Here is a 26934-nt window from a genome sequence, read left to right on the forward strand (position 1 = left end):
GATTACAGACCCTCCACGGTGATGCCCATGCTGCGGGCGGAACCGGCGATCGTACGCACGGCGGCTTCCATATCGGCAGCGGTGAGGTCAGGCATCTTGGTCTTGGCGATTTCCTCGACCTGGGCGCGCGAGATCGAGCCGACCTTGTCGGTATGGGGCTTCGGAGAGCCCTTCTGGATGCCAGCCGCCTTCTTGATCAGAATGGTCGCCGGCGGCGTCTTCATGATGAAGGTGAAGCTCTTGTCGGCAAACGCGGTGATCACCACCGGAATCGGCAGACCAGGCTCCAAGCCCTGAGTCTTGGCATTGAAGGCCTTGCAGAATTCCATGATGTTCAGACCGCGCTGACCCAGCGCCGGACCGATCGGGGGGCTGGGGTTGGCCTTGCCCGCCGGCACCTGCAGCTTGATGTAACCGATAATCTTCTTTGCCATTTAGGCTGACTCCTGAGTTGAGTACAAGCGCACCGGAAATCCGGCGCTCCTCGTAATGCCCGCGTGAACGGGCAAAGGCGGGTGCAGCGCACCCGCCCTATCACTCAAGTCTTTTCGACTTGAGCGAAATCCAGTTCTACCGGCGTCGCGCGACCGAAGATGGTCACCGACACCCGCAGCTTGCTCTTTTCGTAGTTCACGTCTTCAACCGAACCATGGAAGTCGGTGAAAGGGCCTTCCTTCACGCGCACCACTTCGCCGGTTTCGAACAACACCTTGGGACGCGGCTTGTCGACGCCTTCCTGCATCTGCTGCATGATCTTCTCGACTTCCTTTTCGGAAATCGGAGTTGGCTTGTTGGCAGTACCGCCGACAAAACCGGTGACCTTGGGCGTCGATTTGACGAGGTGCCAGGACTCGTCGTTCATTTCCATTTCGACGAGCACGTAGCCGGGGAAGAACTTGCGTTCAGAAATGCTCTTCTGCCCGCCTTTCATCTCGATTACTTCCTCGACAGGCACGAGGATCTGACCGAACGCATCCTGCATGCCGGCGCGATTGATGCGGTCGACCAGCGCACGCTGCACGGACTTCTCGAAGCCCGAATACGCATGCACGACATACCAGCGCTTCGTCATGATCATTTCCAGCCCAGAATCAGGTCGTACAACACCCACTCCAGGCTCTTGTCCGTCAGCCAGAGAAAGATCGCCATCACGACAACGAAGGCGAACACCATACCGGTGGTCTGCACCGTTTCCTTGCGGCTCGGCCAGACAACCTTTTTCGTCTCGACCACGGCCTCGCGTGCGAACTCGGCGAAGCGGCGGCCCGGCTCGGAAAACCAGGCAACCGTGACGCCTGCAGCAAGACCGGCGAGCACGGAAAGCACACGCAGAACCAGCGCCTGATCGGACAGCAGGTAAAAGCCGACCACGCCGGCTGCAACCAAAAAGATCGCCAGCGCAACCTTCAACTTATCGGCCATCTGGGTCGTGACTTCCGGAAAGTATGGCAGGGGCAGAGGGAATCGAACCCCCAACCTTCGGTTTTGGAGACCGACGCTCTGCCAATTGAGCTATGCCCCTGCGGCAGAGACTACAAAGCGCACCCTTACTCGATGATCTTGGCAACGACGCCGGCGCCGACGGTACGACCGCCTTCACGGATGGCGAAACGCAGACCTTCTTCCATGGCGATCGGGGCGATCAGCTTCACGGTGATCGACACGTTGTCGCCCGGCATGACCATCTCGGTGCCTTCGGGCAGCGAGATCGAACCGGTCACGTCGGTGGTACGGAAGTAGAACTGCGGACGGTAGTTGTTGAAGAACGGGGTGTGACGACCGCCCTCTTCCTTCGACAGCACGTAGATTTCGCCGGTGAAGTGGGTGTGCGGGGTGATCGAACCCGGCTTGCACAGCACCTGGCCACGCTCGACGTCTTCACGCTTGGTGCCGCGCAGCAGCACGCCGACGTTGTCGCCCGCCTGACCCTGGTCCAGCAGCTTGCGGAACATTTCCACGCCGGTGCAGGTGGTCTTGACGGTGGGCTTGATGCCGACGATTTCGATTTCTTCGCCAACCTTCACGATGCCGCGCTCGACACGACCGGTCACCACGGTACCGCGGCCGGAGATCGAGAACACGTCTTCGATCGGCAGCAGGAAGGGCTTGTCGATCGCACGTTCCGGGGTCGGGATGTAGCTGTCCAGCGCGTCGGCCAGGCGGAAGATCGCCGGCTCGCCGATGTCGGACTGGTCGCCTTCGAGCGCCTTCAGCGCCGAACCCTTGACGATGGGGATGTCGTCGCCCGGGAAGTCGTACTTGGAGAGGAGCTCGCGCACTTCCATTTCGACCAGCTCGAGCAGCTCTTCGTCGTCGACCATGTCGCACTTGTTCAGGAAGACGATGATGTACGGCACACCGACCTGACGCGCCAGCAGGATGTGCTCGCGGGTCTGCGGCATCGGGCCGTCCGCGGCCGAACACACCAAGATCGCGCCGTCCATCTGCGCAGCGCCGGTGATCATGTTCTTGACGTAGTCGGCGTGGCCCGGGCAATCGACGTGGGCGTAGTGACGGGTCGCGGTTTCGTACTCGACGTGCGCGGTGTTGATCGTGATGCCACGCGCCTTTTCTTCCGGCGCCGCGTCGATCTGGTCGTAGGCCTTCGCTTCACCGCCGAACTTCTTCGACAGAATCGTGGTGATCGCCGCCGTCAGCGTCGTCTTGCCATGGTCAACGTGACCGATCGTACCAACGTTTACGTGCGGTTTCGTCCGCTCGAACTTACCCTTAGCCATATCGACACCTTTTAATCAGAATCAGAAATCCCAGGGACGAACCCGGAACCGCACGCCTGACGCGGCATAAGAATGGTGCCCATGACGTGGATTGAACACGTGGCCTCTCCCTTACCAAGGGAGTGCTCTACCACTGAGCTACATGGGCACTGCACACAACAACGCAACCTGGAGCGGGTGAAGGGAATCGAACCCTCGTCGTAAGCTTGGAAGGCTTCTGCTCTACCATTGAGCTACACCCGCCCGCGCATGCCAAAACACCTGACACCGACTCGCAGCCGACTCGCATCTACCGCCGCGTGGCGCGCTAGGCACACACGCAAAAACTTGGTGGAGGGGGAAGGATTCGAACCTTCGAAGGCAGAGCCGTCAGATTTACAGTCTGATCCCTTTGACCGCTCGGGAACCCCTCCTGCGAGAAGCGCCGCACTATAGAGGCGTTCCAAACGGCTGTCAAACACTTTGTGCAATTTCCCGCGAACAGCGCCCGCTTGGGCGCTGGCCCGCGCGCGGGCGGTCGCCCACAATGCACCACCATCCCAGATAACAACGATATCCAGGAGACGACAGATGACACAGCAGGCCCCCGCGAACGCCGCGCTCCCCGAGGCGCTGGACACCGAACTCCAGACGAAATTCGGCAGCCGCTACACCACCTCGGGCGGTGTTCGCGCCCACCATGGGCACGACGAGTCGCATTTCCCGGACGCGCCGCCCCAGGCGGTGCTGTTTCCCCACACCACCGAGGAGGTTGCGGAGGTGGTAATGCGGTGCGCGCAGTACGGCGTTCCGCTGATCCCCTACGGCGCCGGGACGTCGCTGGAGGGACACGTCCTCGCGATCCGCGGCGGGATCTGCCTCGACTTCAGCGAAATGAACAAGGTGCTGGCGATTCGCGCCGAGGACATGGACGTGGTCGTACAGCCGGGCGTCACCCGCAAGCAGCTCAATGCCGCGCTTCACGGCAGCGGCCTGTTCTTCCCGATCGACCCCGGCGCCGATGCCAGCCTTGGCGGCATGGCCGCGACGCGGGCGTCGGGAACCAACGCGGTCCGCTACGGCACGATGCGCGATAACGTGCTGGGCCTCACGGCGGTGATGGCGGACGGCAGCATCGTTCGCACCGGAGGACGGGCCCGCAAGTCTTCCGCCGGTTACGACCTCACACGTCTTCTGATCGGCTCGGAAGGCACGCTCGGCATCATCACCGAACTGACGGTACGCCTTCACCCGCTGCCGGAAGCGGTTTCCAGCGCCGTGTGCGCCTTCCCCGACGTGGATAGCGCCGTTCGTACCGTCATCGCTACCATCCAGCTCGGTGTTCCGGTCGCGCGGATCGAACTGCTCGACGCGCTGACGGTGAGCGCGGTCAATCGCTACAGCAAGACCACCCTGCGCGAAGCGCCGATGCTGTTCTTCGAGTTTCACGGCTCGCCTACCGGGGTCGAGGAGCAAGCCGGGATCGTGCAGACGCTGGCGCACGACCACGGCGGACTCGACTTCGAGTGGGCAAGCCGCCCCGAGGAGCGCAGCCGACTGTGGGCGGCCCGCCACGACGTCTATTTCGCCAGCCTCAATCTTCGCCCCGGCAGCCGCGGCATCACTTCGGACGTGTGCGTGCCGATCTCGCGGCTGGCTGAGTGCGTCGCCGGCACGCGCGACGACATCGCGGCCTCCGGCTTCATCGCGCCCATCGTCGGACATGTGGGTGACGGCAACTTCCACACCATCATCCTCGTCGATCCGGACGACCCGGCCGAGATCGAACATGCGGAAGCGCTCAACCACCGCATCGTCGAGCGCGCACTGGCGCTAGGCGGCACCTGCACCGGCGAGCACGGCGTGGGGATGGGCAAGCAGCACTTCCTTGCCGCGGAGCACGGCGAAAACGCGGTTCGCACGATGAGACTGATCAAGCAGGCGCTCGACCCGCACAATTTGTTGAATCCAGGCAAGGTGGTGCCGTGGCCTGCGGATTGAACGAACCCGCGCTGGCTTAGGGTATCCAAGGATTGAGCCGTCGCCCGCAGGCGACCACGATGTTGCCGGCTTCGCCGTATTCGCCGCGGAGCCGTCGCGCGAGGACTGCGCGATGCGCCCACAAGGCGCAGCAGTAGCACCCAAAAACACGATTTTTGTGGAGCAAGGAGACATCCATGGCCGAAGCCGATCCCCGGGCGTACCCGCCCGCGCCGACGTCCGCAGCTGCCGGAGGCGCGCATCCCGCTCCTGAGGCGCAGCGGCCGCTCGGCAATCTCGACGACAGATACACGCTGGTGAGTGGGCGGGTATACCTCTCGGGCTACCAGGCGCTGGTCCGCTTGCTGATGATCCAGTCCGAACGCGACGCGGCAGCCGGTCTGCACACCGCGGGCTTCGTTTCCGGCTATCGCGGTTCGCCGCTCGGCGGCCTCGATCAGACGCTGTGGAAGGCAAAGCAGCACCTCGCCGCCCACGACATCGTTTTTCAGCCGGGAGTCAATGAAGACCTCGCCGCCACCGCGGTGTGGGGGTCGCAACAGGTCAATCTGTCGCCGCAGGCGCGGTACGACGGCGTGTTCGCGATGTGGTACGGCAAGGGGCCGGGCGTTGACCGTTGCGGCGACGTGTTCCGCCACGCCAACGCCGCCGGCAGCGCCCGCTTCGGCGGCGTGCTGGTCATCGCAGGCGACGACCACGCCGCTAAGTCATCCACGCTGCCGCACCAGACGGATCACTTCTTCAAGTCGATGATGATGCCGGTGCTGGCCCCGGCAGGCGTGCAGGAGTACATCGATTTCGGCGTGCACGGCTACGCGCTGTCGCGCTACTCGGGTTGCTGGGTGGCCTTCAAGGCGCTGGCCGACACGGTGGAAACCTCCGCTTCGGTCGATGTCGATCCGCAGCGCGTGCAGGTGGCGATCCCAACAGACTTCCCGCTGCCCCCGGACGGTCTCAACATCCGCTGGCCGGATCCGCCGCTGGTGCAGGAAAAGCGCCTGCTGCACTTCAAGCTCTATGCTGCGCTCGCTTACGCGCGCGCCAACCGGCTCAACCGGGTGGTGATCGATTCGCCGGCGCCGCGACTGGGCATCATCACTTCCGGCAAGAGCTATCTCGACGTGCGCCAGGCCTTCGACGACCTCGGCATCGACGACGCCCTGGCCGCCGAGATCGGCATCCGGCTCTACAAGGTCGGCATGGTGTGGCCTCTGGAATCCGACGGGGTGCGTCAGTTCGCCGAAGGCCTCGACGAAATCCTCGTGGTGGAGGAAAAGCGCCAACTGCTCGAATACCAGTTGAAGGAAGAGCTGTACAACTGGCGCGAGGACGTGCGGCCGCGGGTGATCGGCAAGTTCGACGAGAAGGGCGAATGGGCCCGCATCGCACGCGGCGACGGCACCATAGACCACGGTGACTGGCTGCTGCCGGCCGCCGGCGAACTGAACCCGGCGCTGATCGCCCGGGTAATCGCCGGTCGCATCGAACGCTTCTTCGTGTCCGAGCGCATCCGCGCGCGGCTCGCCTTCCTCGAAGCCAAGGACCACACCCTCGCCCAGCGCGTGTTCTCGATCGACCGCGTGCCGACCTTCTGCTCCGGCTGCCCGCACAACACCTCCACCCGCGTGCCGGAAGGCAGCCGCGCAATGGCGGGCATCGGCTGTCACTACATGGTCACCTGGATGCCCGACCGGCGCACCGGCACCTTCACCCAGATGGGCGGCGAGGGCGTGCCGTGGGTGGGGCAGGCGCCCTTTACCCACGAGCGGCACATCTTTGCCAACCTGGGCGACGGCACTTACTTCCACTCCGGATTGCTGGCGATCCGCCAGGCGGTGGCCGCCGGGGTCAATATCACCTACAAGATCCTGTTCAACGACGCCGTGGCGATGACCGGAGGCCAGCCGGTGGAGGGTGGGCTGACCGTACCGAAGATCGTGCGCCAGTTGCAGGCCGAGGGGGTGCATAACATCGTCGTCGTCACCGACGGCACCGAACGCGGCTACGGGGCGGCCGATCTCCCGCACGTGCCGATCCGCCATCGCGATGAACTCGATGCAATCCAGCGTGAGTTGCGCGAGTCTGGCGGCGTCACCGCGCTGATCTACGACCAGACCTGCGCAGCGGAAAAGCGCCGCCGCCGCAAGCGCGGCGCCTTCCCCGACCCGGCCCGGCGGGTATTCATCAACGAGGCCGTGTGCGAAGGCTGCGGCGACTGCGGGGTACAGTCAAACTGCATGTCCATCCTCCCGGTGGAAACGGAATTCGGCCGCAAGCGGGCAATCGATCAATCGTCCTGCAACAAGGACTATTCCTGCCTCAACGGGTTCTGCCCCTCCTTCATCACGGTGGAAGGCGGCAGGCCGCGCAAGGGCCAGGCGCTGGAAACCGACGAAAGCCGCTTCGGCGAGTTGCCGCCGCCGCGGCTACCCACCACTGAAACACCCTTCGGCATCCTGGTTACCGGCGTGGGCGGCACCGGCGTCGTCACGATCGGTGCCCTCATCGGCATGGCAGCGCATCTGGACGGCAAGGGCGTCACCGTGCTCGACATGACCGGCCTCGCGCAGAAGGGCGGCTCGGTATTCAGTCACATCCGCATCGCCGAGCGCCCCGAAGACCTACATGCGGTACGGATCGCCGCCGGCGAAGCCGACGCCGTGATCGGGGGCGACATCATCGTCAGCGCGAGCGTGGAGGCCCTGGGCAAGATGTCCGCCGAGCGCACGCGCGCCGTCGTCAATCTCGCAGAGACGCCGACCTCCGACTTCGCCCGCAACCCCGACTGGCGTTTTCCGCTCGACCAGATGAAGACCGCGATCGGCGAGGCCACCCGGCCGGGCGGCGTGGATTTCATCGACGCCCAGTCCATCGCCACCCGGCTGCTCGGCGACGCCATCGCCACCAATCTTTTCCTGCTGGGCTACGCGTGGCAGAAGGGTCTCGTGCCGGTGCGCCTTGAAGCGTTGATGCAGGCGATCACCCTCAACGGCGTCGCCCTGGCCTTGAACCGCAAGGCTTTTCTGTGGGGGCGTCGCGCCGCACACGACCCCGCCGCGGTGCTCGCGCTGGCGCATCCCGCGCCGCCCGTGCGCCTGCATCCACCGACGCTGGACGAAGTCGTCAGTATCCGGGCGAACTTCCTCAGCGCCTATCAGGACGCCGCCTACGCCGACCGCTACCGCCGCCTGGTGAGTCAGGTGCGGGAACAGGAAGCGCGCGCGGTCTCGCCCGCCAGCACCCGCCTCGCCGAGGCCGTTGCGCGCAACTATTTCAAGTTGCTTGCCTACAAAGACGAGTACGAGGTGGCGCGCCTTTACGTGGATCCGGCCTTCTGGGCCCGGGTCGACGAAACCTTCGAGGGCGATTACGAGGTTCGCTTCCACCTCGCGCCGCCGTTCCTCGCCCGGCTCGATCCGCGCACCGGGCGGATCCCCAAGAAGGCGTTCGGCGCGGCGATGCTGCACGTGTTCCGTTGGCTCGCACGTCTGCGCCGGGTGCGCGGCACCCGCTGGGACATCTTCGGCTACACCGCGGAACGCCGCGCCGAGCGCGCGTTGATCACACAGTACGAAGCGGACGTCGCCGAACTGCTGGCATCCCTTTCCGAACCCCGGCTTGCGCTCGCGGTGGACATCGCCGGCATTCCTGACGCCATCCGCGGCTTCGGCCCCATCAAGGCCCGCAATATGGAGGAAGCCGCGCGGCGGCGTGCCGCGCTCCTCGCCACTTGGCGCGGGGCTGAACGAGATCTGGGGCGCAGCGCCGCGTAACTCGCCCCGGCTTGGGCCCGGTCGATAACGTTAAGATGCGGCTCCGCCCCACTTGCCGCTCCTGCCCGTGCTCGCAGCCCTCCCCCCCGAGCTCAAGGCGCTGATCGCCCAGGCGGGCGGCGCCGTGTTCGCCATCCTTGCCGCCCGCAGCGGCGTTTTCCCCGCCGGCCTGTGGTCGTTCGTCATGTGCCAGGCCACGGGTGCCGCGCTGCTCGCGGTCATGCTGCACAGCGCGCGCTGGTGGGTGCCGATTCACCTCGTCTTCCTGCCTGCGCTCGTCGCCGCGCGCGGCCTTGGCCTCCCGCCGTGGCTCTACCTCGCGGTGTTCCTGGTGCTGCTTGCGTTCTACTGGACGAGCTTTCGCACCCAGGCGCCGCTGTTCCTGACCAATCGCCGCACCGTCGCGGCAGTCGCAGCCATCCTGCCGGCCACCCCCTTGAGCCTGCTCGACGTCGGTAGCGGGACGGGATCGCTAGTGCGGCCGCTCGCCCGCCTGCGCCCGGACAGCCGCTTCTGCGGGGTGGAAACGGCGCCCGGCCCATGGCTGCTCGGCCGCCTGCTCGGCGCACGCCTGCACAATCTGGAATGGCTGCGGGGCGACCTTTTCGCCCTCCCATGGGGCGACTACGATGTGGTGTACGCGTTTCTGTCGCCTGCGCCGATGCCCGAGGTGTGGCGCAAAGCGTGCGCCGAGCTGCGCCCCGGTGCGCTGTTGCTGAGCAACAGCTTTGCGGTGCCAGGGCGAAAGGCAGACCTCGCGGTGGAAATCGGCGACGCGCGCGGGACCGTCGTCTATGGCTATCGGATTCGCCCGCGAGAAGCCGCGAATTAGCGCCACGAAGCGCCCTTATTCCACCCCTTGCAGGCAGCCGGCGGGCGCAATAATGCACTCATGCGGTATCACCACCGCGCGTTGAGGACAGGATTCATGGCTGAGATCATTTGCGTGATCGGCAACAAGGGCGGCACCGGCAAGACGACCCTTTCGCACATGCTGTGCCAGGGGCTTGGATTGCTGGGCCAGCGTTCCGCCTGCGTACTGACCGACACTTCCCGCGAACCGCTGACCCCCGAGGGTCGGCGCTACATCACTGCCGACGCGCGCACCCGCGACGCGCTGACCAAGGTGGTGGACAAGCTGCGCACGCTAGAAGACTGGGTCGGCGTCATCGACGGCGGCGGCAACCGGACCGAAATGGACCGCAAGCTCTACGCGCTGTCCGACATCGTGCTGCTGCCTTTCCGCGAATCGCACGAGGACATCCGGACGGTGCTGCGCGACCTCGAGATGTTTCCACGCGCATACGCGGTCCCCTCCCAGTGGCCCAGCAACGCATGGCAGCGGGAAGCGGCCGACCGCAACGTCGCGCAACTGATGGGCGCTTTCCGCCACCGCATCCTGAAGCCGGTGGGCGCGCTGTCATCTTCGAAGATGCTGCTGCAAAAGCAGGTGCCGGAACAACTGCCCACGCCGCTTGCGAACGCTTGCCGTTCGCTCGCGCGCCAGGTTCTGTCAGTGCTGGAGATCGATTTTGCCGACGCCCGCGACGCGGTCGACGACTACATCGACGTGGAAGAAAAGCTGTCGCCGGCCGACATGCCGATGCGGCTGGGACAGAGTCGCTCGCACTAGAAACAGAACAGGGGAAAAACCGCCCCGGTAGTGACGCCGGGAACGGTTCGCCTACAGACGCGCGCCGTGGCGCGCGATCACCACCAGGGCCTGAGCGCGGTTGGAGACGCCAAGCGCGCGGAAGATCGCGGACATGTGCACCTTGACCGTGCCTTCCGACAAACCCAGCAGATCGGCGATCTCCCGGTTGGTCTTGCCCTGCGCCAGCAACTCCAGAACCCGGGTCTGCGCGGCGGTAAGGCCGAAACGTTCGGACACCGGGGCGGCGCTGCGGCGGCCGGACTGGGTCGCGGCCTCAGGCGTGCACACGCCGCCATCGAGGACCACCCGCACCGCCTGCAGCAGCGTATCTCCCGAACTGGCCTTGGAAACGAAGCCCGAGGCGCCGCCCTTGATTGCCCGCCGCACCGAGGCTTCGTCATCCATTGCCGACACCACGATGGCCGGGATGTCGGGGAAGCGCTTGGCCAGTACCGCCAGCAGCGAAAACCCGTTCATGTCCGGCAGCATCAGGTCGATGATCGCCAGGTCCCAGTCGGCCGCGCCCTCCAGCTTGGCCAGCGCATCGTCTGCGCCCTTTGCCTCCACACAATCGATACCGGGTTCGAGACGGGACAGCGTTTGCGCCATGGCCTCGCGCACGAGGGCATGGTCTTCAACGATGAGGATCTTTGTCACTGCTCACTCCGTGCTTTTATATTGCGCGGCTTCCCACGCATGCGTGAAGCATAGCACGATCGCCGGGGCGCCCCTCCCCCCTATCGAGCGCGGAAAAAACGGGGGAAAATCGGCGGTACGATAAGCACGTCGTCATTGCCTCCCTCCCGATGCCCTCCCCTCCCGACACCTTCCGGTGCCTTGCTGCGCCCCGTTGTTGCTGCGCCGAACAGCTCGCCCGCGGCGCAGTCGCACGCCCGCCGCAGGAAATGCGGCGGACATGATGCTGCGGGCGCTGGCTCCGCTTCGCTGGTGCGTGGTCGCACTGCTCGTCGCATTGGCGCTGCCGGTCGCGGCGGCGCAGCGCGTGGTGATCGTCACGTCGACCGCCGAAGGGGTCCACGCCGAAGCGGCGGCGACGCTGCGCAGCCTGATCGAGTCCGCCATGCCCTCGCTCGGAGTCGAGGTGCGGGGTTGGGAAAACGCCTCCGCGGCAAGCTTCACCGATGCCCGCATCGTGGTCACCGTCGGCACGCAGGCGGCGCGGGTCGTCGCCCACCTCGGCATCGCCCAGCCCCTGCTGCATATCCTGCTGCCGGCCTCCAGCTTCGAGAAACTGCCGCCGCCGCGCGGTTCGCCGGTTTCCGCGATCTACCTGGATCAGCCCCCCGAGCGTCAGCTCGCATTGATCCGCCTCGCGCTGCCCGACTGGAAACGCATCGCCATCCTGAGCAGTCCCGGCGGCGACCGCAGCATGCGGCGGCTCGCGGAACTCGCGCGCGAACGCCAGATGGAGGTGCGAGAGGCCACCATTGCTGCCGACCGCGACCTCTACACGGCGCTCCAGCAGGTGCTGGGCGACCCTGCCGTACTGGTGGCGACGCCCGACCCACAGGTCTTCAACAGCTATACCGTGCAGAACGTGTTGCTCACGGCTTACCGCCAGCGCTCGCCGGTGGTCGGCTTCTCGTCGTCCTATGTGCGCGCGGGCGCGCTGTTCGCGCTCTATTCCACCCCGGCGCAGATCGCCACCCAGGCAAGCGACGTGGTGTTCCGCGTGGTCCGGGGTGAACCGTTGCCACCCCCACGGCCGCCGCGCCAGTTCGAGGTCGCGATAAACACCAACGTTGCACGCTCGCTCGGCATTCCGCTGGAAAGCGGAGAGCGGCTCACGGCCGAACTCCAGCGTCTGGAAGGAGGCACGCCATGATGCTGCGTTCCGGAGTGCGTGCGCGGGTGATGCTGGCCGCGGTGCTGCCGATGCTGGTGCTTGCGCTGGTGCTGACCGTCTCCTTCACCCATTCCCGGCTGGCCGATCTCGATGCCGCCCTCACTGCGCGCGGCCAGGCCTATGCACGCCAGCTCGCTGCCGCGAGCGAGTACGCGGTGTTCTCCGGCAACCGCGAAGCGCTGCAGCAACTCGCGAGCGCCGTCCTGTCGGAAGAGGACGTCGTCGGCGTCAGCATCGTGGACCACAACGGCGACGCGCTGGCGCGCAGCGGCATCCTCGACGCCCAGTTGCCGCCGCTGCCGGTCAGCGCGGTGGCCGCGCCCGCCCGCCTGGTCCAGGGACCGACACTGCGCTTGATCGAACCGATCCGCCCCAGCCGACTCGAGCTGGACGATGGTTTCACCTCGATCAGCCCGGATTCGGCCGCCCAGCTCGGCGGTGCGCAGCTCGGCAGCGTGGTACTGGAGCTATCGCTCAAGCGCCTCAACAGCCGCCGCGACGAATTGCTGTGGACCAGCGCGGGCTCGGTGCTGCTGGTACTCGTGGGCAGCCTGCTGCTCGCCAGCCACCTCAGCCGTGGGGTCAGCGGCCCGATCCGCATCGTCGCCGAAACGGTCACCCGCATCGGCCAGGGGCGGCTCGGTGAACGTGTGCCGGTCATCGGCGGCGGCAGCCTGCGCACGCTGGCGGAAGGCGTCAACGAGATGGCCTGGCGGCTCGCGACCTCCCACGAGGAAATGGCGCGCAAGATCGAGGAAGCCACGGCAGAACTGCGTGCCCGCAAGGAAGAGGCGGAGCGCGCCAACCTCGCCAAGTCGCGCTTTCTCGCCGCCGCCAGCCACGATCTGCGCCAGCCGATGCATGCGTTGGGGCTGTTCATCTCGGAACTCGCGCAGCAATCCAGCTCGCACCACGAGCGCCGCCTCGTGCAGCGCATTGCTGCGTCGGCGGAGGCGATGGAGAACTTGCTCGACAGCCTGCTCGACATTTCCAAGCTCGACGCCGGCGTCCTGCAACCCAATATCCGCACGTTCGCGCTCGAGCCGCTGCTCGACCGGCTCGCCACCCAGATGAGTTCCGCAGCGGCCGAACACGACCTCGCCTTCAAGGTCCGTCCCTGCGCGGCCTGGATCGAAAGCGATCCGGTGCTGTTCGAGCGCATCCTCACCAACCTCGTCAGCAACGCGCTGCGCTATACCCCCCAAGGCCGCGTGCTGGTGGCCTGCCGCCGGCGCCGCAACCGGCTGCGGGTGGAAGTCCGCGACAGCGGCATCGGCATTGCACCGGAAGCGCAGGAGATCATCTTCCAGGAGTTCGTCCAGCTCGATAACGACGAACGCGCGCGCGACAAGGGCCTCGGCCTCGGGCTGGCGATCGTCCGCCGGCTGGCCAGCCTGATGGGACACCGTCTCGATCTGCGCTCCGCGCCCGGACGCGGCTCGGTATTCGCGATCGAGGTGCCGCTGGCACCGCCACAGCCGACGCTGGCCGCCGAAGACGGCACGCGCGCGCCGGGCGACCTCGGTGGCGTGGTAATCGCGGTGGTGGACGACGACGCGCTTGCCCGCAGCGGCATGGAAGGGCTGCTTACCGCCTGGGGCTGCGAAGTGATCGCGGCGGAGACGCCAGCCGATCTCCTGGCTGCTCTTTCTGCCCATCGGCCGCCGCAACTGGTGATCAGCGACTTCAGCCTGCACGGCTCGCACAACGGAGTCGACATCATCGCGGCGCTGCGTCAGCAGGTCGGCCCCGGCCTCGCGGCGGTGCTGATCAGCGGGGACACCGGCCCGGAGGCGCAACGGCTCGCGCAGGACGCCGGGGTGCCGCTGCTGCACAAACCGGTACGGCCGGCCCGGCTGCGGGCGCTGCTGCATCGCCTGCTGCATAACGATTGACCCGCACGGGCCGGGTGCGGTCGCCCGGTTCGTCGGTTAAGATGCCAACACCACCAGCCAGCCGGAGCACCTCGATGTCTCATGAGCATTCCGCCCAGGACCCTCTGGAATTCGTGCGCAGCATGTGGAGCAACATGGGGTTCTCGCTGCCGGGCATGGTGACCCCCACGCTTGATGTCGACGAACTCGACAAGCGGATCGCCGACCTGAAGGCGGTCGAGGGCTGGCTCAAGATGAACCTCAACATGCTGCAGATGACCACCCAGGGGCTGGAGATCCAGCGCGCCGCCATTGCGGCCGTGAAGGCAATGAGCCAGCACGCCAAGGAAGGCGCAGCCGAAGGCGAGGGCAACCCGTTCGCCGCGGCGGCGATGTGGCCCTGGAATTTCATGAACGCCCAGGCGGCACAAGCCGGGGCTCAACCGGCCGCAGGCGCCGCGCCGGCCACGGCGCGCGAAGACGCCGCGCGCGGCTGAGCGCCCCGGCGGGCGTTCAGATCACACCGCGCGCCCGCAAGGTTTCGATTTCCCCGCTATCCAGCCCGAGTTCGGCCAGGATCTCTGCGCTGTGCGCGCCCTGCGCCGGTGCCGGACCGGGCTCGCCGAGTGAAAACTCCGACATGGCCACCGGCGGCGCGAACTGGCGCAGCCCGTTGGCCTCGACCACGGCGCGCCGGACCTGCTCGTCCGACAAGGCCTCTTCAAGCCGCAATACCGGGGTGACGCAGCAGTCCACCGTGCCGAACAGAGCCGTCCAGTGGGCCTGCGAATGGGTGCGGAAGACCGCGGCAAGCTCGGCGCGGGCGCGCTCGCCGGCAGCATCCCGCGCGAGATGCGCGGGTTTGAGATCTGGCCGGCCCAGCGTGTCGCACAACAGGTGCCAGAACTTCTCCTCCAGCGCGCCCACCGCCATGTGGCGGCCATCCGCGGTCTCATAAACGCCGTAACACGGCACCCCACCGGTCAGCAGGTCATCCCCGCGATCCCGCACGGTGCCGCGGGCGAGCACCTCGGCGAGCGGAAAGATCGCATGCGCGAGCACCGCATCGGTCATTGCCACGTCGACGTGGCGGCCCCGCCCGGTGCTGCGGGCGTCGACCAGTGCCACCAGGATCCCCATCGCGGCGGCCATCGTGCCGCCCAACAGGTCGCCGATCTGCAGGTTGGGCAGCGCCGGCGCGCTGCCACGACAGCCGATCTGATCGAGTACCCCCGCGTAGCCGATGTAGTTGATGTCGTGCCCGGCCCGCTCCGCGTACGGCCCCTGCTGGCCATAGCCGCTGATGCTGCAATAGACGAGGCGCGGATTCAGCGCGGCCAGGGTTTCGTAGTCGAGCCCGAGACGCGCCATCGCGCCCGGCCGGAACCCCTCCACCAGCACGTCGGCGTGCTCGACCAGACGCAGCATCAGCGTCCGCCCTTCGGCCTGCTTCAGGTCCAGCCGCAGGCTGCGCTTGTTGCGATTCACGAGTTGATGGAAGTAGCTGCCCGCTGCGTTGCCCGGCCCCATCGTGCGGGCGTAGTCGCCGGCCCCGGTGTCCTCCACCTTGATGACGTCGGCGCCGTAGTCGGCCAGATGCTGGGTGGCGAGCGGCCCGGGCAGCAGGCGTGTGAGGTCGAGCACACGCACGCCGGCGAGCGGCTTGGAACGGGCGCTGTCACCCACGGCAGCGGCGGACCCTGCTTGGGCGCCGGGATACGGTGCGGAAAAAAACCGGCCCGGAACCGGGCCGGTATCCCCAACACACAACGAACCCGGGAAGCACGGCGCTCATTCGTAGGTGCGCCGGTCGTCGATGACCTTGCCGTCGTTGGGCAGCGTTCCCGGCGCGCAGAACACGACCTCGCCGCGCAACTTGGTCAGTTCGCGAATGCTGGTAGCGACAGCGGCCGCAAGCGCATCGCTGCCCGCCTGGGTTTCGCAGTGCAAGGTCATCCGGTCGGTCAGATCCGGATTCTCGACCACGAGCCGGGCGCGGCCGAGTTGCGGATGACGCCGGACCACGTCGGCGATCTGGCCGGGATGGACGAACATGCCCTTGACCTTGGCAGTCTGGTCGGCGCGCCCCATCCAGCCCTTGATGCGCAGGTTGGTGCGCCCGCAGGGCGAAGCACCGGGCAGCAAGGCCGACAGATCCCCGGTGCCGAAGCGGATCAGCGGGTAGTCGGGATTGAAGGTGGTCACCACCACCTCGCCGACCTCGCCGGGGGCCACCGGATCGCCGGTGCCGGGCCGCACGATCTCGAGGATGATGTCCTCGTCCACCACCATCCCTTCACGCGCCTCGGTTTCGTAGGCGATGAGTCCGATATCGGCGGTGGCGTAGGCCTGGAAGGCGGCCACGCCGCGCGCGGCAAACGCGTCGCGCAGGCTGGGCGGGAAGGCCTCGCCGGAGACGAAGGCCTTGGTGAAGGCAGGCTTCACCCCAAGCTCCGCCGCCTTGTCGAGCAGGATGCGCAGAAAGGACGGCGTGCCGGCGTAGGCATTGGGGGCCAGGTCGGCGATCGCCGCCACCTGTTGCTCGGTCTGCCCGACGCCGGCCGGAAAGACCGTGCAGCCAAGGGCGTGCGCAGCGGTTTCCATCATCGAACCGGCCGGCGTGAAGTGATACGAGAAGGTGTTGTGCACCAGGTCGCCCGCGCGAAAGCCGGCGGCATGAAAGGCGCGCGCCATACGGTAGTAGTCGGCCCGGCTGCCCTCCGGCTCGTACAGCGGACCCGGCGACGCGAACACCCGGCGGCAACTCGCGCCCCAGCCCACTGCGGCAAATCCGCCGAAGGGCCGGGCGGCCTTCTGCGCCTCCAGCAGTTCGGACTTGCGGATCACCGGCAGCCGCGCCAGCGCTTCGCGGCCGGTGACCGCGCCCGGATCGATATCCGCCAGCAGGCGCGCGAAGGCCGGCGCATGCGTGCGTGCATGGGCGATCTGTGCCGGCAGGCGGGCGAACAAATCCTGCTCGCGCGCGGCGGGATCGCGGGTTTCTCGGGCGTCGTAGTAGCTCATCGAAGCGTTCCCCGTACCGGGTGACAGGATCAGCCTGCCGGATACCGCGCGGGGGAAGACGCCGCCCCGCGCTGTCGTCTGTGTTGTGGGCCGTTCAACTCAGCCAGCGCTTGCGCCGGCGGTAGTGCTTGACCTCGCGGAAGCTCTTGCGGCCTTCGCCGGACAGCCCCAGGTAGAACTCCTTGACGTCCTCGTTAGTCGCCAGGTCCTTCGCGGCGCCCTCCATGACGATGCGGCCGTTCTCCATGATGTAGCCGAAATCCGCATAGCGCAGCGCCACCATCGTGTTCTGTTCGGCCAGCAGGAAGCTCACCCGCTCCTTGCTGTTGAGGTCCTTCACGATCTCGAAGATCTCCTCGACGATCTGCGGCGCGAGGCCCATCGACGGTTCGTCGAGCAGGATCATCTCGGGCTTGGCCATCAGCGCGCGGCCGATCGCGCACATCTGCTGTTCGCCGCCCGAGGTGTAACCCGCCTGCGAGGTCCGCCGGGTCTTCAGGCGCGGGAAGTAGTGATAGACCTTTTCCAGGTTTTCCTTCAGCTCGGCGCGCGAGATGCTGCGGGTGTAGGCGCCGGTGAGCAGGTTTTCCTCGATGGTGAGGTGGCCGAAGCAGTGGCGCCCTTCCATCACCTGGATGACGCCGCGCTTGACCAGTTCGTTGGGCGTCATCTGGTCGACACGCGCGCCCTTGAACTCGATGCTGCCCTTGGTAACGTCGCCGCGCTCTGCGCGCAGCAGGTTGGAGATGGACTTCAGCGTGGTCGACTTGCCGGCGCCGTTGGCGCCGAGCAAGGCAACGATGCTGCCCTGCGGCACCTCGAGCGACACCCCCTTCAGCACCAGGATGACGTGGTCGTAGATGACCTCGACGTTGTTGATGCTGAGGTAGGGCGCCGGGCGGCTTGTTGCGTCTGCGGTGGCTGCGTTGATCGTCATCGTTCTGCCCTGTTTCTCGAAAGCCGGAGCGCGCCCGCGACGTGCGGACGCGGGCGGCCGCCGGCGCCAGGCCGGCGGCCTGCCGCCTTACATCTCCTTGGTGCAGTCGCGCGGGGTGATGCCCTTTTCCTTGGCGTAGGCCATCGCGGACTCCTCGATCATGCCGCGCACCAGCTGGCGGTCACCTTCGATCCAGTCGGTGACGACGGTCCATTTGGCGCCATCCCACTGCTGGAACTTGAGCTTGCCGGCGCCTTCGTGGTCGGCGCAGGTGATGTTGAGGTCGGGCATGAAGCCGGCGGCGCCGAGTTCGGCCAGGCGCTTGTTGTCGATGTGCAGGTTCTCGAAGCCCCAGCGCATCTGCTCGCCGGTCATCGGCTTGCCCTTGCCGAATTTCTCCTGCGCCTTGCGGATGGCTTCCACGGTGATGATCCCGTGCACCACGCCGCGGTTGTAGAGCACCGAACCGACCCGGCTCTTGTCTTCCATGTTGCCCTTGTTCTTGGCATAGACGAGCTTCTGGATGTCCTGCACCACCGGGTAGTTGGTGCCGGCCACGTTGAAGCCGGCCGCGGTGTAGCCCTTCGCCGCGTCGCCGGCGGGGATGGTGTCCTCCTCGGAACCCGACCACCACACGCCCACGACCTTCTCGCGCGGATAGCCGGTCTTCGCGGCGGTGCGCAGCGCGGTGGCGTTCATCACGCCCCAGCCCCACAGCACCACGTAGTCGGGCTTGAGCTGGCGGATCTGCAGCCATTGCGCCTGCTGCTCATTGCCCGGATTGGCAACGGCCACCTTGGTCAGCTCGAAACCGTGCTTCTCGGCGAGCTTGTCCATGATTGCGTGCGACTCCTTGCCATACGCCGAATCGTGGTACAGCAGGCCGATCTTCTTGCCCTTCAGCTTGGCCATGCCGCCTTCCTTCTGGCCGATGTAGTTCACGATCGCGGAGGCCTGCGTCCAGTAGGTCGAGATCATCGGGAAGACCCACGGGAACACGCGACCATCGGCGGCGTCGGTGCGGCCGTAGCCGATGGTGACCATCGGAATCTTGTCCTGCGCGACCTTCTCCAGCACCGAGTAGGTGATGCCGGTCGACAGCGGCTGGAAGGTGCTGTTGCCGGTGGGGCCCTTGTTCTTCAGGCGCTCGTAGCACTCCACCCCACGCGCGTTGTTGTATTCGGTCTCGCACTCTTCCCAGCTCAGCTTGACGCCGTTCACGCCGCCGTCGCGCTCGTTGACCATCATCATGTAGTCGATCCAGCCGCCGTACAGCGACGCGCCGTTGGAGCCAAAGGGGCCGACGCGGTAGCTCGGCAGACCGATGAACTGCTCCTGCGCCGCCACGTAGCCGCTGGCCAGCAGCCCGGCGATCGCTGCGCCGATGAGTGCGGTTTTCTTGAGTTGCATGACTTGTCTCCTCCTTGTGTGTGTGGTGCTGCGTGTTGCGCGGTGCCGGGCCGCCGCCGTGACGGCGGCCGCGTGTGCGGACGTGCTCAGTGCGGGAAGGGCCACAGCCGCAGCTTTTCCTTGCCGAGCTGCCACAGGCGGGCGAGGCCGTGCGGCTCGACGATCAGGAAGAAGATGATCAGCCCGCCAAAAATGATCAGTTCGAGGTTGGAGCCCATGCCGGCGGGCATCGCCCCGCCGAACACCGAGTGCATGACGACGTTGAGGAAGATCGGCATCAGCACGATGAAGGCCGCGCCGAAGAAGGAACCCATGATCGAACCAACGCCGCCGATGATGATCATGAACAGGATCTTGAACGACAGGTCGAGGCTGAAGCCTTCCGGCTCCACGGTGCCGAGGTAGGTGTAGGCATACAGCGCACCGGCCACGCCGCAGTAGAAGGACGACACCGCGAAGGCCGTGAGCTTGGCGTGCATCGGGCGGATGCCGATCACTTCCGCCGCGACGTCCATGTCGCGCACCGCCATCCAGCTGCGGCCGGTGGTGCTGCGCACGAGGTTCTTGGCGAGCAGCGCCAGCACCGCCACCACCGCGAGCGTCAGCAGGTACTTGCTCACCGGGCTGTCGAAGGCATAGCCGAGGATCTCGACCCGCTGCGCGGTGATCACGCCCGAGCTGGCATGGTTGGAGAACCACGGAAACTTGACCAGCGCCCAGACGATGAAAAACTGCGCCGCCAGCGTCGCCACCGCCAGGTAGAAGCCCTTGATGCGCAGGGACGGCAGCCCGAAGGCCACCCCGACCGCGGCCGCGCACAGCCCGCCCAGCACGATGCCCACCAGGAAGGGCATGCCGTCGATACGCAACATGAAGTTGTAGGCGCCGAAGGCTCCCACCGCCATGAAGGCGGCCGACCCGAGCGACAGCTGGCCGGCGTAGCCGGTGAGGATGTTCAGCCCGATCGCAGCGAGCGAGAAGATCAGCACCGGGATCAGGATGGCCTGCAGCCAGTACTGGTTGGCGACGAGCGGCACCACGCCGAAGAAGAACACCAGGATGGCCGCGAAGCCGATCCGGTCCTGGCGGATCGGGAAAATCTGCTGGTCTTCCTGGTAACTGGCCTTGAACTGGCCGGCCTCACGGTAAAGCATGGGTTGTCTCCAATCGTTTTCTAGCGCCTTGGCCTTGCCCGGGGGCAGGCCTGAAGGATCGGCTGCGCATTGCCGCTCCGTTCCGGCGGGCGCGCCGCGCTGCGTCGCCCAGCCCCCGCCTGCGGGGCAAGGAGGGTCGGGGCCGCGCCCCGGTCGCGGGGCTCACACTCTGTCGATGTGCCGTTCGCCAAACAGACCTTCGGGTCGCACGAGCAGGAAGCCGAGCGCCAGCACGTAGGGGAACCAGCCTTCGATGCCGCCGCCGACCATCGGCCCGACGTAGACCTCGGCCAGCTTTTCCGAAGCGCCGATGATGAGCCCGCCGACGATCGCGCCCGGCACCGAGGTGAAGCCGCCCAGGATCAGCACCGGCAGCGCCTTCAGCGCGGTAAAGGTGAGCGCGAACTGCACGCCGCTGCGCGCGCCCCAGATCAGGCCCGCGACCAGCGCCACGAAACCCGCCACCGCCCACACGATCGCCCAGATGTGCTGCAGCGGAATGCCGATCGAAAGCGCCGCCTGGTGGTCGTCAGCCACCGCCCGCAGCGCGCGCCCGACCTTGGTGTATTGGAAGAACAGCGCGAGCGAGGCGACCAGCACGCCCGCCAGCGTGGCGGCGAACACGTCGAACTTGGAGACGATGATGTCGGCGCTGTCCATCACCCATTCGATCGGCTCGTCGGCGATGCCCAGATCCAGACCGTGCACGTTGGCACCCCAGATCGCCTGGGCGATGCCCTCGACCAGGAAGGTGAGGCCGATCGTGGCCATGAACAGCGTGATGTGCGGCTGATTCACCAACGGCCGCAGCACCACCTTCTCGGTGAGGATGCCGAGTACCACCATCGACGCCAGCGCCAGCACGAAGGCCAGCCAGAACACTGCGCGCCCGCCCGCCTCCAGTCCGGTCCAGCCGGGCAACACCTGCTGGAAGCCGACGAAGGTCAGCGCTGCGAAGAACACCATCGCGCCCTGGGCGAAGTTGAACACGCCCGAGGCCTTGTAGATCAGCACGAAGCCCAGTGCGACCAGGGCGTACAACACCCCGGACAGCAGCCCGCCGATCAGCACTTCGAAAAAGAAACTCATGCTTGTCTCCCGCCTGCCTGTTCAGTGCGCCGTGCCGAGATAGGCGGCGATCACATCCGGGTTGTTCTTGACTTCGTCCGGCGGGCCGTCGCCGATCTTCTTGCCGTAGTCGAGCACCACCACGCGGTCGGAGATGTCCATCACCACGCCCATGTCGTGCTCGATCAGCACGATCGTGGTGCCGAACTGGTCGTTCACATCGAGGATGAAGCGGCACATGTCCTGCTTTTCCTCGACGTTCATGCCCGCCATCGGCTCGTCGAGCAGCAGCAGACTGGGCTCGGCGGCGAGCGCGCGGCCAAGCTCGACGCGCTTCTGCAGGCCGTAGGGCAAGCGCCCCACCGGGGTCTTGCGGATGCTCTGGATCTCGAGGAAGTCGATCACTTCCTCCACCTTGCGCCGGTGCTCGATCTCTTCGCGCTGCGCGGCCCCCCAGAACAGCGCGTGGTGGAAGAGGTTGCAGCGCATCTTCAGGTTGCGCCCTGTCATGATGTTGTCGAGCACGCTCATGCCCTTGAACAGCGCGATGTTCTGGAAGGTGCGGGCGATGCCCTGCTTGGCCGCCATGTGCGGCTCCATCTTCTGGCGCTGCTCGCCGCGGAACAGGATCTTCCCTTCCTGCGGGTGATAGACGCCGTTCATCACGTTGAGCATCGAACTCTTGCCGGCGCCGTTGGGGCCGATGATCGAGCGGATCTCGTGCTCGCGCACGTCGAAGCTGATGTTGGTGAGCGCCTTCACGCCCCCGAAGGACAGCGAAATGCCCTGCAGATCCAGGATCACGTCGCCGATACGGCGGCCGCCGGCCTGCCCCGCGGCCTGCTGCGGCATGTCGTTCATCATCATGGGTCTCCTCCTGCAGCCTTCGCGCTCGAACGGCGCGTCAGGCAGCCTTCTTCGCACCCTGCGTCGAGAAGGTCCTGGCCTCCTCGATGCGCAGGTCGGCGGCCACCTTGCCGGTGCGGCCGTCCTCGTACTTCACCTGGGTCTCGATGTACTGGCGCTGCTTGCCGCCATAGAGGCCCTCGACCAGCACCGCGTACTTCTCAGCAACGAAGTTGCGGCGCACCTTGCGGGTGCGGGTCAGCTCGCCGTCGTCGGCATCGAGCTCCTTGTGCAACACCAGGAAACGCCGGATCTGCGAGCCGCTCATGTTGGGGTCGGCGGCAAGGTCGGCGTTGACCTGTTCCACGCACTCGCGGATCAGGTCGTACACCGCGTCCTGCGCCGCCAGATCGGTGTAGCCGGCGTAGGCCAGGCCGCGCCGCTCGGCCCAGTTGCCGACCGCTTCGAGGTCGATGTTGATGAAGGCGGTGACATAGTCGCGGCCGTTGCCGAAGGTCACCGCCTCCTTGATGTGCTGGAAGAACTTGAGCTTGTTCTCGATGTAGTTGGGCGCGAACATCGAGCCGTCGTTGAGCTTGCCGACGTCCTTGGCGCGATCGATGATCTTGAGGTGGCCGTCCTCGTCGAAGAAGCCGGCGTCGCCGGTCATGAAGTAACCGTCGGCGTTGATCGACTCCGCGGTGGCGTCGGGCCGCTTGTAGTAGGCCTTCAGCAGCATCGGTCCCTTCACCAGGATCTCGCCGTTGTCGGCGAGCTTGACCTCGACGAAGGGCGCCGGGCGGCCGACCGAGTCGAACTTGATCTGGCCGTCGGGCTGCAGGCAGACGTAGGCGCAAGTTTCGGTCTGGCCGTAGAACTGCTTCAGGTTCACCCCGATCGAGCGATAGAAGCGGAACAGATCCGGCCCGATCGCGGCACCGGCGGTGTAGGCCACGCGGATGCGGCTCATGCCCAGCACGTTCTTCAGCGGGCCGTACACCAGCAGCTTGCCGAGCGCGTACTGCAGGCGGTCGCCCGCGGAGACCGGCTTGCCGTCGAGGATGTCCGCGCCGCAACGGCGGGCGACACCAAGGAAGTGGTGGAAGAGCTTGCGCTTGATCGCGCCGGCATCCTCCATGCGGATCATCACCTGGGTCAGCAGGTTCTCGAACACCCGCGGCGGCGCGAAATAGTAGGTGGGACCGATCTCGCGCAGGTCGGTCATCACCGTCTCGCCCGATTCCGGGCAGTTGATCGTAAAGCCGGCCACCATCGCCTGGGCGAAGGAGAACAGGTGGTCGCCCACCCAGGCCATCGGCAGGTAGGACAGGATGTCCTCCTGGTCGGTGAGCCCATCGACCTGCATGGCCCCTTGCGCCGCGGCGATGAAGGCGCGATGCGTCTGACACACGCCCTTGGGCTTGCCGGTGGTGCCCGAGGTGTAGAGCATCACCGAGATGTCGTCCGGCGCACCCTTGGCGATCTCGCCGTCGAGGAAGTCGCTCTGGTTGCGGTCGTGGATGCGCCCCATCTCCTGCAACTCGTCCAGGCCCATCAGCAGGGTCTGGGTGTAATGGCGCAGGCCGCGCGGGTCGTCGTAGATGACGTGTTCCAGAAAGGGCGCCTCGGGCAGGATTTCGAGCATCTTGTCGACCTGCTCCTGGTCTTCGACCACGGCAAAGCGAATCTCGGCGTCCTGCAGCACATAGACCATTTCCTGCGCAACGGCGTCCTGGTACAGCATCACCGGGATGCCGCCGAGGCACTGGCAGGCCGCGACCGACCAGTACAGCCGCGGCCGGTTGTCGCCGATGATCGCCAGACGGTCGCCGCGCTTGAAACCGAGTTCGGCCAGGCCGCAGGCGATTGCCCGCACGTTCTCGGCCACCTGCGCCCAGGTGTAGGTCTGCCAGATGCCGTACTCCTTCTCGCGCATCGCAGCGCGGGCAGGACGCACACGGGCGTGATGCATCAGCAGACGCGGAAAGGTGTCGCGCCCTTCGCCGCCGACCTCGATTGCGCTCTCCACCGCGCCCGAGCGCGGGGAGCGTCCATGGACTTCGGACATGCCCCTATCCTCCTCCGGTTGTTCCTGTCTCCTCGCGCGCCGCTGGTTTTTTGTGTTCCGGCCCGCACGTCGCGACCCGAGAGCCAGCGACGATGAAGCTCAGTTTCGCAGGGCATGTTTGCGCAACTGTTTTTCGAATGTAGTCAATTATTGCACCCCCAGCCCCGGAGACTTTCTCTTTGAACTACAACGGCTTGCGGACTCTTTCCGGCCAGAAGGGCGAGCGGGGGCCGGCGGCACGAGGACAACCCTCACTGGCGACCCCGCACCCCTCGATACTAGAATGTCATTGATGACGCGAGCATTGCGTCGCACGACAGCGGGAAACGAGGGTCCCGCTGGATTCCGCTGATGACGAGGGAGAAGGGAAGGATGAGCACGATGAAGACGGCAAGACAGACCCTGTTTGGACTCGCGGCGCTCGCGCTGACGGCGATCGCGCCCGTAGCGCAGGCGGCGCCGGTCTGGATGGTCAACCCAGAGGGCACCGGAGCAGCGGGGGCGAGCGCTTTGCAGACGCTGGGCGTCGCCGGCGTCGGCTTCGTGCAACTGACGCCGGACGCCGCCAATCCGGCCAATTTCACCTTCGTGGAATACGGTGCCTACCGCGCAGTCAAGGGCGATGGCACGACCCCGTACGGCAGCAACGACCTGACGATCCGCTACACCGTCAGCGGCAGCGGCAGTTTTCTCAATCCGGCCTCCATCGGCTTCTCTTCGGGCAGCGTGGAGATCTATTCGGATGCCGCATTCGACTACGGCACCTCCAACGGTACCTATGGCGCCGACAACGGCACCCTGATCGCGAAGCTGAGCGTGGTGGGCGGCAACACCGACACCACGACCGGCGCCGTGACGATCAGCGCCGGCGTGATTCCCGGCAGCATGCTGGCGGGCTATTTCTTCGACGCCGCGGGCAACGACCTGGCCGGTTTCGCGCGGGTCCTGTTCTCGATGAACCTGCGCAACCAGTTCGCGGCGCCCGAACCGCTGCTGGTGAGCGAAATCGTCTGCGAGATGGCAGGTCACACCGGCGCGGGCTGCGACGGCACGCCCTTCCTGCCCACGCAATTCGCCTTCCTCGTGCGCGACAGCGGCTTCGCCACGGTTCAGGTCGTCCCCGAACCGCCCGCCGGCGGCCTCGCCCTTGCCGCCGTCGGCCTGCTGGGCTTCACCCTGCGCCGCCGCGGCAAGCGCTGACGCAAGCGCTCAGCGCAGGCAGGCGCGCGCGGCAGCCACGGTAGCCTGAATGTCGGCCTCGCCATGCGCGGCCGACACGAAACCCGCCTCGAACGCCGACGGGGCGAAGTAATGGCCGGCGTCGAGCATGGCGTGGAAGAAGCGGTTGAAGGCCTCGCGATCCGAGGCCATCACCTCCGCAAACGACGCAGGCACCGAGGGGCTGAAGTAGATGCCGAACATGCCGCCGATCGAATCCGCGCTGAACGGCACGCCAGCCTCGCGCGCCACGCCTGACAGACCATCCACCAGCGACCGCGCGCGGGCCGCCAGCGCATCGTAGAAGCCGGGCGCCTGGGTCAGGCGCAGCGAGGCCAGGCCCGCCGCCACCGCCACCGGGCTGCCTGACAGCGTGCCCGCCTGGTACACCGGCCCGAGCGGCGCAATGCAGTTCATGATGTCGCGCCGCCCGCCGAACGCCCCCATCGGCATGCCGCCGCCGATCACCTTGCCCAGCGTGGTCAGATCGGGCGTGATGCCGTACAGCCCCTGCACCCCCTGGGGGCCGACGCGAAAGCCGGTCATCACCTCGTCGAAGATCAGCACCGCGCCGTACTCGGTACACAAGCGGCGCAGCCCTTCGAGAAAGCCCGGGCGCGGCTTTATCAGGTTCATGTTGCCCGCCACCGGCTCCACGATGACAGCGGCAATCTGATCGCCACGTGCCTTGAAAACCGTCTCGACCTGATCGAGATCGTTGTAGTCGAGCACCACGGTATGGTGGGCGAAGTCGGCCGGCACGCCGCCGGACGACGGATTGCCGAAGGTCAGCAGGCCCGACCCGGCCTTCACCAGCAGGCTGTCGGCGTGGCCGTGATAGCAGCCCTCGAACTTGATGATGTCGTCACGCCCGGTGAAGCCGCGGGCGAGCCGGATCGCGCTCATCGTGGCCTCGGTGCCCGAACTCACCAGCCGCACCATCTCGATCGACGGCAGCAGCGCGCACAGCAGTTCGGCCATCTCGACCTCGCTCTCGGTCGGCGCCCCGAACGACAACCCGCGCAGCGCCGCCTCGCGCACCGCCTCGACGATCGCCGGGTGCGAGTGACCGGCGATCGCCGGACCCCAGGACCCCACGTAGTCGATGTAGGCCTTGCCATCCGCATCCCAGACCCTCGCCCCTTCCGCGCGCTCGATGAAGCGCGGCGTGCCGCCAACGGAGCGGAAGGCGCGCACGGGGGAATTCACCCCGCCGGGAATGCTGCGCTGGGCGCGGCTGAAAAGGGCTTCATTGCGACTGGTCATGGCTGCGACTCGCGACTGCTATGGAAAGGGCGGGATTGTCGCGCGCCCACCGGCGCC

General features: G+C 66.4%; 22 protein-coding genes and 4 tRNA genes. 8 read left to right on the forward strand and 18 right to left on the reverse strand.

Annotated features, from left to right (window positions below; genetic code table 11):
* Positions 1–2: 2 nt before the first annotated feature.
* The 8 genes from rplK to dqs_RS17620 all read right to left on the reverse strand — a co-directional run bounded on the left by rplK (position 3) and on the right by dqs_RS17620 (position 3151).
* Entirely contained in the window at positions 3–434 is a 432-nt protein-coding gene (gene rplK, locus dqs_RS17585; protein ID WP_011767151.1) for a 50S ribosomal protein L11, read from the reverse strand.
* A 104-nt stretch (positions 435–538) separates the two neighbouring features.
* On the reverse strand, positions 539–1072 hold the full coding sequence (gene nusG, locus dqs_RS17590) for a transcription termination/antitermination protein NusG (RefSeq protein ID WP_065341278.1): 534 nt from the start codon (positions 1070–1072) through the stop codon (positions 539–541).
* Positions 1073–1074: 2 nt separating this feature from the next.
* Positions 1075–1422 carry a preprotein translocase subunit SecE gene (gene secE, locus dqs_RS17595; protein WP_011767153.1) on the reverse strand — a complete coding sequence of 116 codons (348 nt, stop codon included), beginning with the start codon at positions 1420–1422 and terminating at the stop codon, positions 1075–1077.
* Between the two features lie 24 nt (positions 1423–1446).
* Positions 1447–1522: transfer RNA gene (locus tag dqs_RS17600), tRNA-Trp, on the reverse strand.
* Positions 1523–1547: 25 nt separating this feature from the next.
* Complete coding sequence (gene tuf, locus dqs_RS17605; RefSeq protein WP_011767142.1) at positions 1548–2738, reverse strand: elongation factor Tu; 1191 nt, start codon at positions 2736–2738, stop codon at positions 1548–1550.
* A 73-nt stretch (positions 2739–2811) separates the two neighbouring features.
* Positions 2812–2886: transfer RNA gene (locus tag dqs_RS17610), tRNA-Thr, on the reverse strand.
* Positions 2887–2907: 21 nt separating this feature from the next.
* A tRNA-Gly gene (locus tag dqs_RS17615) sits at positions 2908–2981 on the reverse strand.
* An 85-nt stretch (positions 2982–3066) separates the two neighbouring features.
* A tRNA-Tyr gene (locus dqs_RS17620) sits at positions 3067–3151 on the reverse strand.
* A gap of 157 nt (positions 3152–3308) precedes the next feature.
* Between dqs_RS17620 and dqs_RS17625 the strand changes: the two genes are divergently transcribed.
* The 4 genes from dqs_RS17625 (at position 3309) to dqs_RS17640 (ending at position 10124) form a co-directional block, all read left to right on the forward strand.
* Entirely contained in the window at positions 3309–4718 is a 1410-nt protein-coding gene (locus tag dqs_RS17625) for an FAD-binding oxidoreductase (RefSeq protein WP_065341279.1), read from the forward strand.
* 176 nt (positions 4719–4894) lie between these two features.
* Positions 4895–8491 (forward strand): indolepyruvate ferredoxin oxidoreductase family protein, encoded by a 3597-nt coding sequence (locus dqs_RS17630; RefSeq protein ID WP_065341280.1) that lies wholly within the window; start codon positions 4895–4897, stop codon positions 8489–8491.
* Between the two features lie 52 nt (positions 8492–8543).
* On the forward strand, positions 8544–9323 hold the full coding sequence (locus tag dqs_RS17635) for a class I SAM-dependent methyltransferase (RefSeq protein ID WP_236778702.1): 780 nt from the start codon (positions 8544–8546) through the stop codon (positions 9321–9323).
* Positions 9324–9419: 96 nt separating this feature from the next.
* The gene (locus dqs_RS17640) at positions 9420–10124 is read left to right on the forward strand and encodes a P-loop NTPase family protein (protein WP_065341281.1); all 705 of its coding nucleotides are present in this window, start codon (positions 9420–9422) and stop codon (positions 10122–10124) included.
* 51 nt (positions 10125–10175) lie between these two features.
* Here the strand turns inward: dqs_RS17640 and dqs_RS17645 are convergent, their stop codons facing one another.
* Positions 10176–10802 carry a response regulator transcription factor gene (locus dqs_RS17645; protein ID WP_011767158.1) on the reverse strand — a complete coding sequence of 209 codons (627 nt, stop codon included), beginning with the start codon at positions 10800–10802 and terminating at the stop codon, positions 10176–10178.
* Positions 10803–11061: 259 nt separating this feature from the next.
* Here dqs_RS17645 and dqs_RS17650 point away from each other — a divergent pair, with 259 nt between their 5' ends.
* The 3 genes from dqs_RS17650 (at position 11062) to dqs_RS17660 (ending at position 14383) form a co-directional block, all read left to right on the forward strand.
* Positions 11062–11991, forward strand: a complete 930-nt coding sequence (locus tag dqs_RS17650; RefSeq protein WP_084018649.1) for an ABC transporter substrate-binding protein — start codon at positions 11062–11064, stop codon at positions 11989–11991.
* A complete protein-coding gene (locus tag dqs_RS17655; RefSeq protein ID WP_011767160.1) occupies positions 11988–13907 on the forward strand; it encodes a hybrid sensor histidine kinase/response regulator in 1920 nt (639 codons plus the stop codon). The genes dqs_RS17650 and dqs_RS17655 overlap by 4 nt, the downstream gene beginning before the upstream one ends.
* Before the next feature lie 74 nt (positions 13908–13981).
* Entirely contained in the window at positions 13982–14383 is a 402-nt protein-coding gene (locus dqs_RS17660) for a PhaM family polyhydroxyalkanoate granule multifunctional regulatory protein (RefSeq protein ID WP_011767161.1), read from the forward strand.
* Between the two features lie 16 nt (positions 14384–14399).
* On the opposite strand, the gene dqs_RS17665 is transcribed toward dqs_RS17660, so the two are convergent.
* The 8 genes from dqs_RS17665 to dqs_RS17700 form a co-directional block, all read right to left on the reverse strand.
* Positions 14400–15572 carry a CaiB/BaiF CoA transferase family protein gene (locus dqs_RS17665; protein WP_065341282.1) on the reverse strand — a complete coding sequence of 391 codons (1173 nt, stop codon included), beginning with the start codon at positions 15570–15572 and terminating at the stop codon, positions 14400–14402.
* Between the two features lie 105 nt (positions 15573–15677).
* Complete coding sequence (locus dqs_RS17670; RefSeq protein ID WP_011767163.1) at positions 15678–16910, reverse strand: phenylacetate--CoA ligase family protein; 1233 nt, start codon at positions 16908–16910, stop codon at positions 15678–15680.
* 94 nt (positions 16911–17004) lie between these two features.
* The gene (locus dqs_RS17675) at positions 17005–17847 is read right to left on the reverse strand and encodes an ABC transporter ATP-binding protein (protein WP_065341283.1); all 843 of its coding nucleotides are present in this window, start codon (positions 17845–17847) and stop codon (positions 17005–17007) included.
* A gap of 87 nt (positions 17848–17934) precedes the next feature.
* A complete protein-coding gene (locus dqs_RS17680; protein WP_011767165.1) occupies positions 17935–19257 on the reverse strand; it encodes an ABC transporter substrate-binding protein in 1323 nt (440 codons plus the stop codon).
* 86 nt (positions 19258–19343) lie between these two features.
* Positions 19344–20411 (reverse strand): branched-chain amino acid ABC transporter permease, encoded by a 1068-nt coding sequence (locus tag dqs_RS17685; RefSeq protein ID WP_011767166.1) that lies wholly within the window; start codon positions 20409–20411, stop codon positions 19344–19346.
* Positions 20412–20573: 162 nt separating this feature from the next.
* The gene (locus dqs_RS17690; protein ID WP_011767167.1) at positions 20574–21500 is read right to left on the reverse strand and encodes a branched-chain amino acid ABC transporter permease; all 927 of its coding nucleotides are present in this window, start codon (positions 21498–21500) and stop codon (positions 20574–20576) included.
* Between the two features lie 21 nt (positions 21501–21521).
* Complete coding sequence (locus dqs_RS17695) at positions 21522–22346, reverse strand: ABC transporter ATP-binding protein (RefSeq protein WP_065341284.1); 825 nt, start codon at positions 22344–22346, stop codon at positions 21522–21524.
* A gap of 37 nt (positions 22347–22383) precedes the next feature.
* Entirely contained in the window at positions 22384–24393 is a 2010-nt protein-coding gene (locus dqs_RS17700; protein ID WP_011767169.1) for an AMP-dependent synthetase/ligase, read from the reverse strand.
* A 381-nt stretch (positions 24394–24774) separates the two neighbouring features.
* Between dqs_RS17700 and pepA the strand changes: the two genes are divergently transcribed.
* Positions 24775–25593, forward strand: a complete 819-nt coding sequence (gene pepA / locus dqs_RS17705) for a flocculation-associated PEP-CTERM protein PepA (protein ID WP_169823527.1) — start codon at positions 24775–24777, stop codon at positions 25591–25593.
* Positions 25594–25602: 9 nt separating this feature from the next.
* Here pepA and hemL read toward each other — a convergent pair whose 3' ends face one another.
* On the reverse strand, positions 25603–26877 hold the full coding sequence (gene hemL, locus dqs_RS17710) for a glutamate-1-semialdehyde 2,1-aminomutase (protein ID WP_065341286.1): 1275 nt from the start codon (positions 26875–26877) through the stop codon (positions 25603–25605).
* Between the last annotated feature and the right edge of the window lie 57 nt (positions 26878–26934).

This window comes from Azoarcus olearius (assembly GCF_001682385.1).
In the GTDB taxonomy this organism is placed as follows: domain Bacteria; phylum Pseudomonadota; class Gammaproteobacteria; order Burkholderiales; family Rhodocyclaceae; genus Azoarcus; species Azoarcus olearius.

What these genes read in the sequence shown, in the direction of transcription:
- dqs_RS17695 (WP_065341284.1), bottom strand. Translation starts at nt 22,346, where the DNA reads ATGATGATGAACGACATGCCGCAGCAGGCCGCGGGGCAGGCCGGCGGC.
- dqs_RS17680 (WP_011767165.1), bottom strand. Translation starts at nt 19,257, where the DNA reads ATGCAACTCAAGAAAACCGCACTCATCGGCGCAGCGATCGCCGGGCTG.
- nusG (WP_065341278.1), bottom strand. Translation starts at nt 1,072, where the DNA reads ATGACGAAGCGCTGGTATGTCGTGCATGCGTATTCGGGCTTCGAGAAG.
- dqs_RS17690 (WP_011767167.1), bottom strand. Translation starts at nt 21,500, where the DNA reads ATGAGTTTCTTTTTCGAAGTGCTGATCGGCGGGCTGCTGTCCGGGGTG.
- dqs_RS17630 (WP_065341280.1), top strand. Translation starts at nt 4,895, where the DNA reads ATGGCCGAAGCCGATCCCCGGGCGTACCCGCCCGCGCCGACGTCCGCA.
- dqs_RS17625 (WP_065341279.1), top strand. Translation starts at nt 3,309, where the DNA reads ATGACACAGCAGGCCCCCGCGAACGCCGCGCTCCCCGAGGCGCTGGAC.
- rplK (WP_011767151.1), bottom strand. Translation starts at nt 434, where the DNA reads ATGGCAAAGAAGATTATCGGTTACATCAAGCTGCAGGTGCCGGCGGGC.
- tuf (WP_011767142.1), bottom strand. Translation starts at nt 2,738, where the DNA reads ATGGCTAAGGGTAAGTTCGAGCGGACGAAACCGCACGTAAACGTTGGT.
- secE (WP_011767153.1), bottom strand. Translation starts at nt 1,422, where the DNA reads ATGGCCGATAAGTTGAAGGTTGCGCTGGCGATCTTTTTGGTTGCAGCC.
- dqs_RS17685 (WP_011767166.1), bottom strand. Translation starts at nt 20,411, where the DNA reads ATGCTTTACCGTGAGGCCGGCCAGTTCAAGGCCAGTTACCAGGAAGAC.
- dqs_RS17650 (WP_084018649.1), top strand. Translation starts at nt 11,062, where the DNA reads ATGATGCTGCGGGCGCTGGCTCCGCTTCGCTGGTGCGTGGTCGCACTG.
- dqs_RS17700 (WP_011767169.1), bottom strand. Translation starts at nt 24,393, where the DNA reads ATGTCCGAAGTCCATGGACGCTCCCCGCGCTCGGGCGCGGTGGAGAGC.
- dqs_RS17670 (WP_011767163.1), bottom strand. Translation starts at nt 16,910, where the DNA reads ATGAGCTACTACGACGCCCGAGAAACCCGCGATCCCGCCGCGCGCGAG.
- dqs_RS17640 (WP_065341281.1), top strand. Translation starts at nt 9,420, where the DNA reads ATGGCTGAGATCATTTGCGTGATCGGCAACAAGGGCGGCACCGGCAAG.
- dqs_RS17675 (WP_065341283.1), bottom strand. Translation starts at nt 17,847, where the DNA reads ATGACGATCAACGCAGCCACCGCAGACGCAACAAGCCGCCCGGCGCCC.
- pepA (WP_169823527.1), top strand. Translation starts at nt 24,775, where the DNA reads ATGAAGACGGCAAGACAGACCCTGTTTGGACTCGCGGCGCTCGCGCTG.
- hemL (WP_065341286.1), bottom strand. Translation starts at nt 26,877, where the DNA reads ATGACCAGTCGCAATGAAGCCCTTTTCAGCCGCGCCCAGCGCAGCATT.
- dqs_RS17660 (WP_011767161.1), top strand. Translation starts at nt 13,982, where the DNA reads ATGTCTCATGAGCATTCCGCCCAGGACCCTCTGGAATTCGTGCGCAGC.
- dqs_RS17655 (WP_011767160.1), top strand. Translation starts at nt 11,988, where the DNA reads ATGATGCTGCGTTCCGGAGTGCGTGCGCGGGTGATGCTGGCCGCGGTG.